The organism is Paenibacillus ihumii (genome assembly GCF_001403875.1).
GTDB lineage: Bacteria > Bacillota > Bacilli > Paenibacillales > Paenibacillaceae > Fontibacillus > Fontibacillus ihumii.
On record NZ_LN884299.1, the window covers coordinates 3,873,402 to 3,889,308 of the forward strand.

Sequence of the window (15,907 nt, forward strand, 5' to 3'; positions counted from 1 at the left end):
ATTCCTCTATAAGTTTGCAAAAAACAGACAGTTCAAATAGTTAAGTATAAAGGGTGGAGCTCGCTCATCAGAAATAAGATACCTTATTCCAATCACTTTCGGCCCGGAAGAAAACATGATTGAGAAAATGGAAGAGATTAGACTCCGTTTACTTCATCTGTTCCCTGTTGATGAAATAGGTGAAGAAATTCTATTTAGTTACAATGACGATGAATACGAGAAAGCACCGTTTTTTAATTTATATTCGTCTGGAAACTCAGCCCAAGCTAATTTAGTTAATAAATATTCCGTCGTTAAAAGCAATATTTTTTGTGAGGCCTGTGGTTTAAAAACAAAGACATTGGAATCAAGCTTAATTTTAGATACCTCTAAATTGAAAAATCGCTACATGATTAATATAGATGGAATGTTCTGGGTAGTTTCTGAAAAGATGGCTGACCTTATGTCAAAATGGAATATAACTGGTTATCATTTCAAAGAAGTAATACATAGAGGTAAACCAGAGAATTCCTTACCGGCATATCAGCTTGTTATAGAAAACACCCTTCCCCCTTTAAGTTCAAGCATGAAATATTATTATTTTGTATCAGAACCAAAAGAAAGATGTTATGTATGTGGTGTAAGAGGAAAAATCAACTACCCTTATCTGTTTGACAAAACCATTACCAAAACCCATACAAATGACCTATATTTGTTAAGTGAATGGGTTAGCAATGGAAGCTCCGTCTACCACCCCCTGTTTATAAGTCAACGCTTCAGAAAATTACTCTTAGAACATGGAGTAACCAGGGATGTAAGAAGTGTATATGACAATAATTATGGATCTAAAGACTGGTACATGACCCCTGTATTTCTTGATCATTATTAAATTTAATCAAAAAAGTGCATATTGCCGTAGCTTTTTAAAATTACACTAATACACGTGGTTTTCTAGTCAAAATACAAAAAAAGCTGCTTCTCCAATTACCGAGAAGCAGCTTTTTCTATTTACGGCAGAACAATTTTTTGTCCGAGATAAATGAAGTTAGGATTTTTAATCGTATCCTTGTTTAACTCATAAATTTGTTTCCAACGTGTTCCGTCTTGTAATGTTTTCTTCGCAATTCGGAAAAGGGTATCTCCTTTTACGACCGTATAAGTCTTTACAGGTTCAGATTTGTCTGAGGTATCGATGGCAGGCGTTTCGATGATTTGCGATTTCTCGGTTGGCCAATCCTTTACCGACTTTATCGAGTAGCTGTCCGCATTCGGTTTAACAAGCTCCCCGCCGTTAAGGTGCTTTGTAAATAACTCAACAAGCGGTACGGCATATTGAAGGTGAGTTTCTTCTTTCACACTAGGGTCTCTTTCAATGGCTTTTTCAAACGTGACATAGCCGTCTTTGCCAAGTGCTGTGAAGGAGTTTGTCACTACTACATATGTCTTATCCATGTCTATTGGAGACCATACGCCTGTTTCTCTATCTTTTACTTCAACATTGTATACGCTCTTAACGTCATCGCTTGCATTTAAATAAACGTCATATCTCAAGTGCGATGCATAAGGAAACGCACCTGTTGACTGGGTAATGCCTTGGGAATAGCGAATAGCTTCATCTAAAACATCGATTATTTCTTGGCCGGTAACTTTAAGGGTGGTAACGGTATTCGAAAACGGCAGCATGGTGTAGGCATCTGCCATTGTTATTTCACCCTGCAAAAAGCTTTCCCTTACACCGCCGGCATTTTGAATGGCCAGGTCAGCATGCGGTATGCTGTATAAGAAAGAATCGGCAACCACTTGTGCTGCAAAGCTTCCATTGGCATCTTTCACATCTATAAAAGGTTTAGGGACCCGATCGTTAGACAGAGTGTCTTGAACAGAGCCGATTACGGACTTCATTTGGGCCTCTATTGCTTCCCGGTAAGGATTAATAATACCCTCTACCACAGGATCTGTACTGCCCTCTACGAGAACATGGCTGGCTGCTATCGTCCGTTTTATTTTGTCTAATGCAGACTCATCCGCATCCACCCATTTATTGTCGATGTTAACCTGGTATGGGCCGCCGACCGGAGCAATTGGGTTTCCTGCTGCGCTGATGATGTCGCCTTGCTCATCAAAGGTTAAATCAATTTTACCCATCACCTTTGCGTATTCCCATGCTTGTACAATGTAAGTGTCTTTGCCTTCTGCATTTTTAACAACCGTTGGATATTCACCGGACACCGGCAAGCCCAGAGCTCTCATTTCACCTGAGGAGTCAAGCAAATTATGTGTGTCCCCGCCAATAATTAAGTCGATGTCTTTAGTTTCAGCCGCCAAAACTTGGTCGAAGTCATAGCCCAGGTGGCTCAGTACGATGATTTTATTAATATTTTGCTCCTGTACTTCTTCAACCGTAGACTTTATAAACTCGATTTCGTTAATAAAGTCTACATCCTCGCTGACAAGAGAGGACTCCTTCGTTTTTTCTATTTTTACAACACCGATAATGGCGATCTTCTCCCCTTTGACATCTTTAATCATGTACGGCTTGTCCAGTTTGCCATAGAGAGGGGATTTTTCAGTTGGTTTAATGTTTCCGGATAATATCGGGAATGCTGCCATGTCATATAAATCCGCAAGATGTTGGTCGCCTTCGTCAAACTCATGATTGCCCACCATGTAAACATCTGGCTGTAAGGCGTTTAGCACCTTGATGTCCGCTTCGCCCTGATAGAGGCTGTAATAAAGGGTTCCGTTCAATTCCCCGCTTTGCAAGTATAAGGTGTGGTCGTTTTTATTTTCGTTAATTAATGAGGATATGTAAGACATTCCGCCTAATTGTAAGCGTACCTTTTCTCCTTCCAGGGTGTCATCATAATTTAAGCTAAGATCAACGGTTTGACTTTCCAAGTGAGAATGGTGGTCATTTAAGTGCAGAATGGTTAATTGAAAAGGTTCAGCGGCAAGTACAGTTGCCGGGGTGATGAATGAACATATCATTGTTGCAGCTAAGCCGAGCTTAAGCAAGTTTTTTTTCACTATCATACGCTCCTTCGTTGTTGTTATAAGCCCATCACAACAAACAATGATACACTTGTTTCATTTTCTTAAAATTAAGTACAGGTATATGTTATGTAAATTATTTTTGTCAGTAGGTCGATTTGGATCACACCATAAAAAAGCCTCCCCAAAGGGAAGGCCGGGCAATTACTTAGATGTAGAGTGAAGCAACAGTTTATATGTCTACTCTGTTGATAGAGGTACAAAGGGGTGTCCTGCATGTCATAAAATGACGGGGATACCCCTTTTACATAGCTAACTAAGGAGCTGCTGTCTTAAGGAACCGGGTCACTCGTTCGGAAAGACCTGCAAGCGTACGCTCGAAAATAGCTTCATCTTGGAGCGCTCTGGCGAGAATCAATCCCCCTTGAATACCGGCAACCACTTCCTCCGATACCGCTTTGGAGGCTTCCGTGTCTGCCCCTGCCCGAACAAGCGCGCCACATAAGCTATCCATCCATCTTCGAAAATATTGATGAACCATTGCCGCGAAACGATCCCTTGTTTCATCCAGCGCAAAAGCGCCTACAAGACAAACCCGCCGGCCCGATTGAAAATAGGCATCGACCTCTCGCCACATTCTTTGAATAGCGGCAAGGGGTTCGTTCTTTTCAAGGGGCTCAAAAATATGGCTTACAAACCAAGCATCAATATGGGCGAGTATTTCAGCGGCCATTTCCTCTTTCCCTCCGGGAAAGAAATGGTAAAGGCTGCCTTTGGAGAGGCTGGTTCGCGCCGTAATCTGGCTCAGAGACGCGCCTTCATAGCCGAGCTCGCGAAAAACCTCGGCAACCCTCGGAACAACATCGGCTTTTTCAAAAACGGTACGTGTCACAGGCCCAACTCACTAAGACCCGGATGGTCATCGGGGCGCCGGCCGAGCGGCCAATGAAATTTCCGATCAGCTTCGCTAATCGGCATATCGTTAATCGACGCAAACCGGCGTTGCATCAAGCCATCGGCGGCAAACTCCCAATTCTCGTTTCCATAGGATCGAAACCAATGCCCGCTATCATCGTGCCATTCGTAGGCAAACCGTACTGCGATTCGGTTTTCGGTAAACGACCAAAGCTCCTTTATTAGCCGATAGTCCAGCTCCTTAGCCCATTTCCTAGCAAGAAATGCCTGGATTTCCGCTCGACCGACTGGAAATTCCGCGCGGTTTCGCCATTGGCTGTCTTCTGTATAGACAAGGGATACCTGTTGAGGGTCGCGGCTGTTCCAGCCGTCCTCGGCCTGACGGACTTTTTGAAGAGCCGTTTCCCGTGTAAATGGAGGGACGAGCAAACTCATTTTTATCTCCTCATTTCTGTACTCTTTGGTTTATAGTAAACCAATCGGTCTAGAGTTGCAAGCCTAATACTTGCACTTGAGTCAAAAGCGAGTCAGTTGTACGAATATCGCTTTAAAGTACAGTGGATAAGGTTATTAATTTGGAAGAGGAAAAAGGAACAGAATAGAGCAAATCGAATCTCTATTCTGTTCCCTCCATTTTAGTGAATGCAGATCGTTCCTCTTAGTTTCTTAATTACTAATTTGTACCCCGATCATACTTTTCATCAATTGACTCTTTTAGTTCCTCTAACTTATCGGCACTAATATCTTTCAATTCCTTTACTACTTCGTCTTGACCATCACGTATAATAACGCGAATTTCGTCGCGTAGACTGCGTAAATAATTCATCTGCTCACGTGTAATAATTCCTTCATTTCTAAACAGATTTGCTAATCTCGCAATGTTATTCGATTGTTTCGTTTCCTTGGTTCCCCACTCTACTTTAATACTCAAAATGTCAAAGTTATTATTAAGTCTTATAGCATCTACATTTCTTAAAGCATCCTTTTTCCAGCGATCCCAAGATTTCAATACTTGTTCAGCTCGCTTGAATTCTTCTTCTAACTCTCTTTGATCATTAGCTGTAGAGAATATTCCTCCAGAAACATCTGCCATAGCCTTTAACTGCGCCTGTGCCTCATTATCTACATTAAATCCAATGATGTTAATAATCGGTTTGGCATTAGAGTTTGAGAGTGATTTAGCAATAGCAACCGGATCACCATCACAAGTCTCTACTCCATCACTCACTATATAAATTAAGTTGGTGTTATTTTCTGTGTCATACTTAGCCAAGGATTCCTCTGCTTGCTTAAGCGCATCCGCAAGGGGAGTCCAACCCGCCGGATGAATTTTATCTAGTTCTTTTTGAAATGCCGTCTCATCATAGGGACTGTATCCATAAACCTGCTCAATTGTACTACAAGAAAGACTTTTATCACTATTTGATCCAGTACCCTTGTGACCGTAAACACGCAGCGAGACATTCGCTTCTTTGGGAACTTGTTTCATGAAATTATTAATTGCTTCCTTAGCGATCTGCATCATCGTTTTATTCCCTATATACGCGCCCATACTACCGCTTCCATCCAGTAGAACTTCAACATTATAATTCTCTTTAAAGTGGAACCGGGAATCAGGTAAGTCAGGATCACCAAATGAACCAAACTCCCATTTTTTAATAACATCCTTTGGATCTGGATAGTCTTCTGCTACTAATGAATATAAGTACTTAAAATAAGCATTTAGTTGTTCTTCCGTAGCGTCCTCAGGCAGCGGCTCCAATTTTCTAACATCTTCAAGTACTTGGTCAATAACACTATCGTCAGTTACATCGATGCCAGAATAAGGTCCCGCCTTTTGCTGAATAACTTCAATAATACTATTAGGCGGCTCTGCTATATCTTCAAGAAAACTGAGATGGCTAGCTTCTTCTTCCTTATTCTTATTATCCGCCTCCCCTATGTTCAATACCTCTTCAGCATTGCGATCTGGAAGATGATCCAGTTCAACATGATCGGAGCTACCCTTATTACACCCGGATAAAGCAATAACAAAAATGAGCAAAATGGTGATTATCAATGTATTACGCTTCATCAAAGAATTCTCCTTAATTTTTAAAAATTCAAAATTTAGTTTTTAGGCAAGCAACTACAGCAGCAATTCCCAACCACTACAGTGTTTGTCAATCGGCCTCCTCCTTTTTCCAGTACTTATCTTATTCATTACCCTGAAAAACTATGGTCACCAGCAGCATATTTCCATTACCACCTGGATAATTATCATATTTACATTGATTGGGGCCCTTAACTCTTGTTCTTAGTAAACACCGCGACTTTGATATTGCGGAATCATGGCTTGTTCATAAAACTCTGTTTTTTGTTCGTCGTTCATATCGTTGTAATACTCAACGAGACGCATATCATTTTTACTACCCTTATCTATTAATCTGCTCATTCTGCACCTCTCATCACCTAATCATGGCGGCCGTACTCCAAAATACGAGGGGTCTGTAATATTGCTTACCAATTTCATAGTTCGACAAATTACTTCAATTCCCTTCACATTTCCCCTAATATCATTCCATTTGCCTCCATGGTGCCTGCTAGAGTGAAAGGCTGGGCGGGGCCCAGCCCCTCCTCATCAAACCGTACGTGAGGTTTTCCCTCATACGGCTTTCCGATGTTCGTCATCATGAGCATGCAGATTACAAGAGCGTTTTAAGTCCATATTGAATAGACAAAGACTTCACTTCGCGCAGCGAACTCAACCATCGTCTGCGTTTGTGTTTCTTAGCATACCACTTCGCAAACCGCTGCCGGATATACCAATCCAACTTCGCCATCTTCCTCTGGCTGTAAGCTGTGTAGTAGTAATTGCGCCAGCCTTGAATCTTTGGATTCAGGTACTCCACGTGCTCTTCGAAACTCAGGCGTCGCATACCTGGCGGAGCTAATCGCTCTTTTACCCCTTCCCGTATTCGCTCTTCCGCCTTCCGGCACAACCACTGCTGGGTTGTGTAGTACACTTGGCCTTTGGATGTTTCGGCCTTCGTCTTTCGATGATGCATGCCCAGAAAATCGAAGCCTTCTTCCCCAGTCCAAAGTCCAACGATGCGCGTTTTCGTGGGGTGCAGGGTTAATTCCAGGCGTTCCATAATCGCTCGTATGAGTTCATAGGCCCGCTGTGCGTCCTTCTTCGTCTTGCAGATGATCACCAGATCATCTGCATAACGCGTCAGTTCCCCAAGCTTACCGCCATGTCGTTCCCACAGAAGATCAAAGTAATTCAGGTAGATGTTCGCCAGCAGTGGTGAGATCACTCCCCCTTGCGGTGTACCCAAGTCTGAGCGTCGGATGTTTCCTTCTTCCATCACTCCCGCACCTAACCACTTCCTCACCAACTTCAAGATTCGCCTGTCACTGATCCGCATTTCGATCAGCTTCATCAGTTTCTCCTGATTGATGTTGTCGAAGTAGCCTTGGATGTCGACGTCGACCACCCAATTTCCTTTGCGGTTGCATGCTTTCCGGATTCGCTCCAACGCCTGTTTCGCGCTCCGCTTAGGCCGAAAACCGAAAGACGTGTCCTGAAAATCCGCCTCGAAAATGGGTTCCATGACGAGTTTGGTCGCCATCTGGATGACGCGGTCTCTCACCGTCGGGATCCCCAGCGGTCGCAGTTTGCCATCTTTCTTCGGGATGTAGTGGCGTCTAACGGGTTGTGGATGGTACTTCCCTTCTTTCAGTAGCCGTTGACATTCAAGCACAAAACGCATTTCTCCCTGTTTCTCGATGTCTGCCAACGTCTCTCCATCCACTCCTGCCGAGCCCTCGTTGGCTCGTACCCTTCGCCACGCTTCCCATAAGATGTCTACCCGATAGACCTTGTCGTACAGCGCGTGAAATCTTCGCTTCTTGTTCTCCTTGGCCGCATGACCGAGTTTCCCTTGGAGTTGTTGAACGTTTTCCTCTGGTGTTGTTAGCCGTTTGGCATTCACTGACTCGTACCTCCTCAAGAAACTTGAACAAAGCAGGGCTCCTTCCCTCCCGCAGGTTGTGTTGTCCTGCGTTCCACGGTACTATGAGCCCCTCGGACTCCCTTCCTGCAGACCGTTCACTTCACCTCTGGGGCTTATAGAAGGCCTCTTTACGGTTTCTGCAACCGTGCAGGGGAGGGCCTCCCCAGTTCACTGCATCCTCTTTCATACCATGCCGTTCCCTCTACGCCGGAGGATTCTTCACTGCCGCTCCAAGTTCTAGGCAGCTTCCATGGCCTTCGTCCATGTACGCGGGACTCGGCTTCCTCTTTTCCCTCTTGCGAGGCCTTTTTGACGACGCGGCAGGATTCACTTTCATGTTACGGCCTGGTATGTTGCTCGCCCTGCCTCTGACAGGTACTTTCGTCGATACGCTTCTACGTACAGATTTCGCCATACGTAGGTATCCTAGCTACGCGGGGGCTTGGCCCTTCCCGCGACCGGACTTTCACCGGCTAGAAGATGCGTGCTTAGCTGGGCACGCCGCAAAAAAAAGGTGCAGAAGCAAAAGCGCTTCTGCACCAAACCTTATTGTGACAACAGCTCCAACAATCTCAGGATACTGGTGACCGCTTCCGCGCGGGTCAGCGTCTCATTCGGCGCGAAGAGATTGCGATCGCGACCGTGAATGATGCCCATGATACGAACCTCTTCCACGTAACTTTTCGCCCATGCCGGAATACGGGCATCGTCTGCAAATCGGGTGTGCGTATGGTCGGTCAACTCCGCTCCTGTTGCTCTTGCGATCATCACCGCCATTTCCACACGAGTGACCGGGCGACCAGGTCGAAATGTTCCATCTTCATATCCTGAAACAATGCCTGCCCTTGCCGCCAAATCAATCGCTTGCTTTGCCCATTCGCCAATTTGCTCCCCGTCCGCAAAAGCAGGCGCATCGCCTCCCGCTTCTCCTTCCAGCCGCAAGGCACGAACGAGCATCAACGTAAATTCAGCGCGGGTGACGGCATGATCCGGTCTAAACGTACCGTCAGGGTATCCGGCAATGATGCCTTTTGCATAGGCTTCCTGAATGAACGGCTCCGCCCAATGACCCGCAATATCCGCAAATAACGGCTCCGGGGAAGGCGGGTCCGGCATCTCCTCTTGCATACGTTCCACGGTGATGGAATACGTTCTGCGCGTTCCGTCTTCTGCAGTGACCACGATGTCAATGATATCCGTATCCGTGTGCAAGGGGATGCGAATGCTTCCCTGATCACTCCGGACTTGCCGACCATTCACGCTGATTCCAGCCTGATGATGTGCAGCACGGATCGTGAGCTGGATGCTGTCAGCATCATGCGGGATCAAAGCCTTGTACGTCGTAATGTCCCCCGAAAATTCCGGTATCAACGCGCCTTCTGACAAGATGAGCTCCCTCAGTGTTGCATTGCCGGAGCGGATATAGACAGGCGGACTCGGCGGTTCTGAAGAAACCGGCTCCCGCTCTAAACGAAAGCGCCGGGATATTCGGTAACTCTCTTGACCAACCTGATCTTTGGCGTAAATGTGCAAATACCAGTCGCCGCCGTTTTTGTCTGCATGACTCAACGTGCTTTGGTTAATGAAAGGTTGCCAATATGCATGTTCATCCAACGGGTCTGAACTCGTTGACCAAACATAACGGAGGGAAGCGGCATCGATCCCGCTGCCGTCGTCCTTCACGTTGACTTGACTGGATATGGTCCGCGAAAGGGTTTCATCGCCGTCGGGTTTCAATTCGATCTCCGGATTCGTGTGATCGATACGGATGAGTACATGCTCGCTCATTTCATTGCCTAATACATCTTCCACTCTGAACCAAAGCGAGTACTGCCCCTCTGTTGTGAAGTCGAGCGGATCATGATAAATCTCCCAAGCCGCTCCTTCATCCAACGAATATGCAATGGGCCGCAGCGCGATCCCGTGGTCATGAGAAGCATAAACCGCTGCGGTCACACTTTGGTTCGTCCACGTTCCGCTGGGATATGCTTTACTGTCATTATCGGTAAAATACAAATCCACATCCAGCTTCAGGCCGCTTCTGCTGATCTTCACGGTCCGCTCAACGATCGTACTCTTATTGCCGATGTCATCCATCGCTTGCGCCTGGATCTTCGTTTGCCCTTCTTCCGTCACCTCTAAGCGGATAGGTGTACCGTTAAATGCACGATCCTCCCACTCCTTGTCGCCGACTTTCACACGAATCGTGTGAACATCTGTCTGCCTTGGGTTAGCGGCGCTGTGGTCGATCGCCACTTCCACTTTGGCAGCATTGGTCCAGCCGTCGGGATGAAGGGTGATCGTCGGCGGTTCCGGATTTCCGCTGTCCACGACGATGTCGAGAGTCTCGGACTTGTCGAATAAGGAGACGGTGATCGTCGCTTTGCCGCCTTTGACGGTGCTGACCTCCCCGTTAGGATCAACACGCACAATTTCGGGGTCATCCGGATCAACGCTATACCTGGCGGTTGTTGTCGCATTGTAGCGATCCCCGTTTTGATGTTCCGTATTCACGGTAATGTGGGTCTTGTCGTCAAGGTTCAACTGATCGTTTGCAATGGACGCAGCCCAGGAGATGAGCGGGTTTTGCCATTGGAGAAATGGCCGATGTCCGTCGTACTGGTACCAGCCCTCTGTGAGATCCCAATCCTTAAATGTTTCCGGATCGCGGAGATCCGCCTCTTCCACAGGTATTCCGATTCCATTGTCAGGGAGTTCACCATCCGTATAGCTATCGGTCAACCAGTAGCTGCCGGCGACCTCAATGATATTTCCTCTTTCTTCATATTCATTATTCGCCCCGACCAGCCCGCCAGTCTCAGAATGACCTGTTACCTTGCCTGTCGCGTAACAATGCTCAACTTCTATCACTGAACCGTAACCCCGTGTAGTATTATATCCGATCAATCCACCCACGAATCGATTACCGTTAACATTCCCTGTCGTATACGAGTTCTTAATCCTGATCACACCAAAAGGAAGATCTATAACTCTACCGACTAATCCACCTACAAATTCGGCTCCATTGACCTCTCCAGTCGCATATGAATTCGTGAGTTCATTGACACTGCCCAAATTTCCCGATTCAATCATGCCAACTAAACCACCTACATTAACTATACTTCCCGTAACGTTACCTGTTGCAAATGAATCGCGAATCGTAATCTTTATTCTTGAACCGTCTAATTGACCTACCAATCCTCCGACTTGACGGTTTCCGACAACATCGATATGGGCCGATGACCCGATCACGTCTTTTCTAATCAGACCTGCTAACCCGCCGACACAGAACTCTCCTTGAATAAGGGTTCCCGTTATCGTACTGTTTTCAATCATCCCGTTGCTATACCCTACTAACCCGCCGACGTAGCCTCTCCCTTTGATCTCCACAACTGCGAGATGGACATTCCGGATGACAGCTGTTTCTGACGTCACTCCAAACAATGATTGATAATCTTTGTCTGAACGGTTGATCTTTAATCCTGTAATTTGATAGCCATTGCCATCAAATGTTCCGGTAAATGGAGAAGAGTATACCGTTGCTATTGGCAACCATCCTTCTCCAGCACTGTAAGTTGAAAGATCAATATTGGCTCCCAATCGGAAATGGGCATCCAGATAATCTCTCACCTTGTCCAGCTGTTCAGCGCTTTCGATCATATACGGGTCTTCTTCCGTGCCCGAGCCGCCGGCAAAATCACTGCTTGACGGCGCGAATGCACCGCCATCGGCGGCCTGAACCCCATTCCCGTCAGTCCCGACGAGTTGTGTCCAGATCCATCCGAAACAAAGAACGAACGCCGCCAACAGAACGGCTGATTTAAACGGTCTCATTTTCCTTTCACTTCCTTTCCAACGTGCGGAGCCCGCCAGTTCAGCATCATTGTCCGTCTGAAAGTCCAATTCTCGCCTTCTCCAAGGCTCCCAGATCAATCTTTTCCATCGCAAGCATGGCCTTGTTCACGCTCTGCTGTTGTTCCCCGGATTCGTCGAAACTGATCGCTTCCTAGTCGGAGGGAAATACTTGTCAGCACGATACTCTATCATCTATCCAACAATCTTAGCAGCATCACCGTCGCTTCTGCACGGGTAGCCGTTTCGTTCGGCACAAAACGGTTTCCGCCGCGGCCATCGACAATGCCAAGTTTGCGGATGGCTTCGACCGCCCCTTTCGCCCACTGCGGAATCGCTTCATCATCGGCAAAGCCGGGTAACGCATTCGCGTTAAGCTCCAGTTGTAGCGCTCGGGCGATCATCACCGCCATCTCCGCGCGGGTGATCTGCGTGTTTGGCCGGAAGCTGCCATCGTTGTATCCAACCACGATGCCCGCTTGTACGGCCTGCGCAACGGCTTGCTTCGCCCATCCGCCGATCCGGTCATGATCCGTGAAAGTTAGCGCGGAGCCGTCACCTTCCAGTTTCAATGCACCTGCCAGCATCACAGTATACTCGGCGCGTGTGACTGGATGATTCGGTTTAAATGTGCCATCTGGATAACCGCTGACAAAGCCTTTCTCTACAGCACGCATGATATAGTCCTCCGCCCAGTGTCCAGCGATGTCGGTAAATGCAATAACCGGTTCATTTGGCTTTGGCATTTCACGATAAATGGTCAGCGTATAGGTTTTCTTCGTGCCATTCTCCGCTTGTACCGTTAGTTCAATCGTATTGTCGCCTTCCTCCAAATCGACTTGAATACTGTCCGTAATTACCTTGTCCTTCCATATCACTTTCGCCGCGGAGTGAGCTTCTTTGACCACAATCTCAATTCGTTCGGCTTCTGTACGGGCCGTATATTCTGTTGTTCCAGAAGCAAATGAAGGGCTTAGTTTCAATAATTTCCCTTCCACCCATACTTGCAGATCCGCAAGATCCGCATTGTTGGACAACACACGGCCGCCCCCGCCACCACCGGAACCGCTGTTACCTCCTGGTGCTCTTGGGGTCGCTATCGCTACATTAGAGAAATCGCTGGCCCCCTTCACAGTGATAGCCTTCACTACAAATGCATACGTTGTTCCATTCGTCAATCCCGTGACGATGTAGGAGTTCGTTTCAACACTTGATTGAATGAGCTTCCAGTTCGCCGGATCGACCGGAGCTGATGCGCCTTCCGCTTGGTAAACCGCGTAAGTCACGCTGCCTGCTTCCGTAACCGCATCCCACTTCAATGTAACGGAACGATTAGCTGCCGAAGCTGTCAGATTCCCAGGTGCAGGTATCGTTGCAATCGTATACTGCTCCTCCATCACTTCGCTGTCGAGCATACCTGCCTTCACAGCAATGGCCTTGAGCATCATTTCCGTGGTCACTTCGATGGGCGCGGTATATTCGGCACTGCTGCTCGTTGGTTCGCTGCCGTCCGTCGTGTAGTAGATCGTTGCTGCTTCCGTTGTCGTGCTCAATGTTACCCTCGTACCGGACGGAACCGCTCCGCCGGATGGACTTGCGACCGGCTTGGCGACTTGATCAGGAGGTAAGATCGTATAATGCTCCTCCATCACTTCGCTGTCCAGCATGCCTTCCTTCACCGCAATCGCCTTGAGCGTCATTCCCCCAGTCACTTCGATGGGTGCGGTATATTCGGCACTGCTGCTCGTTGGCGTACTGCCGTCCATCGTGTAGTAGATTGTTGCATCGTTCGTATACGTGCTCAACGTCACCGTTGTACCAGCCGGGACTGCACCGCCCGCAGGACTGGCGACTGGCTTCGATACTTGCTCTGGCTCCGCTTCTTGTGAGAGCGTGATCGTATACGTTTTACTTTCTTGCAAATAAGGGACGACTTCCACGGTAACGACCGTTTGCTCATCGGTTACTGGTATATTGACTCCTTTAGCGGGATCGGATTGTCGCTCACCATTCACATACACAGCTGCAAATTCCGCATTTTCCAGTGTCGCGAGCACGTTCACCAACGTAACATGATTGTCAATTAATACCGTGTATTCCTGTTGTACAGTATCAAACAAGAGTTCCAATTCCCGACCGCTTTGATCGGTTAGCTCAATCGTTTCGAGATCGCTTGTTGGAATGTTGAGTTGATCCGAGACATTATCGCCCCAACCGACAATCGCTCCATCTGCTTGCAAGGCTAACGTGAGAGGTGTACCTGCCGAAATCGCTACAACTTCACGCAAATTAGAAGGAACTTCGAGTTGGTTAAATGTGTTATTTCCCCAGGCAACCACCGTGCCGTCCGACTTTAAAGCAACGGAATGATGGCGACCTGCACTGATGGCCACAACATCCTGCAGGTTTTCGGGCACTTCTAACTGTTTATACGTATTATCTCCCCAAGCGACCACCGTACCATCCGTTTTAAGCGCCAAGGAATGGTAATGTCCTGCGCTAATCGCTTTTACATCATGCAGACCACTTGGCATATCCAGCTGGTTCCATTGATTCGCTCCCCAAATCACTACTGTACCGTCAGCCTTCAGAGCAAGGGAGTGAAACAATCCTGCACTAACGGCAATCACCTGATCCAAATCATCAGGCACATCGAGCCGCTTATCATTCTCCCCCCTTCAATTCTACCCCAGGCAACGACTGTGCCATCGGCTTGCAACGCCAAAGCGTGATAGCTGCCTACGCTGATTGCCACAGTCTGTCCTTGCACTTCAGGCGGAATCGCCGCATAATGAGAACCGTCTCCCCAGATCACAATCGTGCCATCGGCTTTTAATGCCAGGCAAAAATCCTCCCCCGCCTCAATGGCGCGCACATCTTGCAAATCGGCAGGAATCGATAGGCGATTGTACAGATCGCTTCCCCAGCCGAGTACTTGGCCATCGGAGGTTAACGCAAGCGAATGGTTTTTCCCGGCAGCCAATTGTTTGGCTTTCACACGTTCATGGACATGTTCCGGCACGTCAGTCTGACCGTCATCATTATCCCCCCAGGCAATGATCATCCCATCCGCTTTCAAGGCAAGCGAATGTCGGTATCCCGCTGCAATCGCGATCACACCGCTTTTCGCAGTTTCGGGTACAACCGTTTGTTCGTTGTCTTCCCACGAACCGTCTGAAATGCCCCAGGCAATGACAGAGCCGTCAGATTTCAGGGCTAGAGAGTGTTTTTCCCCTGCCGCAATGGCGATAACGCCGCTTTCCGCCTCTTTCGGCACAGAAGATTGTCCGTAATCGTTACTCCCCCAAGCAATCACCTTGCCCGAAGCAGTTAACGCTAAAGAATGATCAGATCCTGCACTAATGGCTACTGCCTGGCCCTGCACCTCGTCAGGCACATCGAGTTTTCCTTCGCGACCATCTCCCCATGCAATCACTTCTCCGGCAGCCGTTAACGCTAAAGAATGCCAATATCCCGCCGCGATGGCGACAACGCCGCTTTCCGCTTCTTCCGGCACATCCGATTGACCATAAGAATTGGAGCCCCAGGCAATGACTTTCCCTGAGGACGTGAGGGCTAACGAATAGAAGGCAGCAGGACCCGATGCAATCGCTATAATATCGCTTTTCGCTTCTGCCGGTACATTGGCTTCGCCGAATCTTCCCCCACCCCAGGCGATGACCTCGCCGCCGGATGTGAGAGCCAGGGAGTGATCCTGTCCTGCGCTCACCGAAACAATATTGGACTGTGCCTCAAGCGGCACCGTTGTTTTGCCATACCCATTCGATCCCCAAGCCAGCACTTCCCCGTCCGCTGTTAAAGCGAGGGAATGGTAACGCCCTCCTGCAATCTGCTGGACCCCGCCCCAACGATCACTCAAGGCTGGATGAAAACTCCCTTGAGCAGACACGTTGTCATAGGGTACCGTGATCAGAAACGACTGGATGAGCAGCAAAGCGATGCACAGCTTCACCAAGCCGCTCCTCCTGTTGCATATGTATGATTGTTCCAAGCTTTTTCCCCATGGATTCATCTCTTACAAATCCTCCTTCAAGTTAATCTCTGCATAGCTTCACCCCATCTATTGTATATTCTTCCAATCCCATTGTGATCAACCCTGCCCGGCACAAAAGATCAAAAAGGTTGAGCAGGGTGGTTGAGATAATTTGTAC

At 47.7% G+C, this 15,907-nt stretch carries 10 protein-coding genes; 1 reads left to right on the forward strand and 9 read right to left on the reverse strand.

The genetic code is table 11. The annotated features are described in order from the left end of the window. Nucleotides 1-115: 115 nt before the first annotated feature. A complete protein-coding gene (locus BN2762_RS26650) occupies nt 116-868 on the forward strand; it encodes a hypothetical protein (RefSeq protein ID WP_055109502.1) in 753 nt (250 codons plus the stop codon). 119 nt (nt 869-987) lie between these two features. On the opposite strand, the gene BN2762_RS24600 is transcribed toward BN2762_RS26650, so the two are convergent. The 9 genes from BN2762_RS24600 to BN2762_RS24635 form a co-directional block, all read right to left on the reverse strand. Then, nucleotides 988-3,006 (reverse strand): 5'-nucleotidase C-terminal domain-containing protein, encoded by a 2,019-nt coding sequence (locus BN2762_RS24600; protein WP_055109504.1) that lies wholly within the window; start codon nt 3,004-3,006, stop codon nt 988-990. Nucleotides 3,007-3,286: 280 nt separating this feature from the next. Continuing rightward, the gene (locus BN2762_RS24605; protein WP_055109506.1) at nt 3,287-3,862 is read right to left on the reverse strand and encodes a TetR/AcrR family transcriptional regulator; all 576 of its coding nucleotides are present in this window, start codon (nt 3,860-3,862) and stop codon (nt 3,287-3,289) included. Beyond that, on the reverse strand, nt 3,859-4,320 hold the full coding sequence (locus BN2762_RS24610) for a nuclear transport factor 2 family protein (RefSeq protein WP_055109508.1): 462 nt from the start codon (nt 4,318-4,320) through the stop codon (nt 3,859-3,861). The genes BN2762_RS24605 and BN2762_RS24610 overlap by 4 nt, the downstream gene beginning before the upstream one ends. A gap of 238 nt (nt 4,321-4,558) precedes the next feature. Further along, nucleotides 4,559-5,959, reverse strand: a complete 1,401-nt coding sequence (locus BN2762_RS24615) for a VWA domain-containing protein (protein ID WP_055109509.1) — start codon at nt 5,957-5,959, stop codon at nt 4,559-4,561. 222 nt (nt 5,960-6,181) lie between these two features. After that, entirely contained in the window at nt 6,182-6,319 is a 138-nt protein-coding gene (locus tag BN2762_RS27115; protein WP_154674788.1) for a hypothetical protein, read from the reverse strand. A gap of 250 nt (nt 6,320-6,569) precedes the next feature. Continuing rightward, on the reverse strand, nt 6,570-7,862 hold the full coding sequence (gene ltrA, locus BN2762_RS24620; RefSeq protein ID WP_055107312.1) for a group II intron reverse transcriptase/maturase: 1,293 nt from the start codon (nt 7,860-7,862) through the stop codon (nt 6,570-6,572). Nucleotides 7,863-8,429: 567 nt separating this feature from the next. Next, nucleotides 8,430-11,717, reverse strand: a complete 3,288-nt coding sequence (locus BN2762_RS24625; protein ID WP_055110399.1) for an S-layer homology domain-containing protein — start codon at nt 11,715-11,717, stop codon at nt 8,430-8,432. 209 nt (nt 11,718-11,926) lie between these two features. Further along, nucleotides 11,927-14,386: a chitobiase/beta-hexosaminidase C-terminal domain-containing protein gene (locus BN2762_RS27980; protein WP_074048687.1), complete on the reverse strand. Its 2,460-nt coding sequence runs from the start codon at nt 14,384-14,386 to the stop codon at nt 11,927-11,929. Continuing rightward, the gene (locus tag BN2762_RS24635) at nt 14,362-15,768 is read right to left on the reverse strand and encodes an RCC1 domain-containing protein (protein ID WP_083485117.1); all 1,407 of its coding nucleotides are present in this window, start codon (nt 15,766-15,768) and stop codon (nt 14,362-14,364) included. The genes BN2762_RS27980 and BN2762_RS24635 overlap by 25 nt, the downstream gene beginning before the upstream one ends. Nucleotides 15,769-15,907: the final 139 nt, after the last annotated feature.

Bases quoted from the DNA above. Each gene is read 5' to 3' on its own strand.
- BN2762_RS24615 (WP_055109509.1), bottom strand. From the start codon at position 5,959: ATGAAGCGTAATACATTGATAATCACCATTTTGCTCATTTTTGTTATT.
- BN2762_RS24635 (WP_083485117.1), bottom strand. From the start codon at position 15,768: ATGAATCCATGGGGAAAAAGCTTGGAACAATCATACATATGCAACAGG.
- BN2762_RS24625 (WP_055110399.1), bottom strand. From the start codon at position 11,717: ATGAGACCGTTTAAATCAGCCGTTCTGTTGGCGGCGTTCGTTCTTTGT.
- BN2762_RS24610 (WP_055109508.1), bottom strand. From the start codon at position 4,320: ATGAGTTTGCTCGTCCCTCCATTTACACGGGAAACGGCTCTTCAAAAA.
- BN2762_RS26650 (WP_055109502.1), top strand. From the start codon at position 116: ATGATTGAGAAAATGGAAGAGATTAGACTCCGTTTACTTCATCTGTTC.
- BN2762_RS27115 (WP_154674788.1), bottom strand. From the start codon at position 6,319: ATGAGCAGATTAATAGATAAGGGTAGTAAAAATGATATGCGTCTCGTT.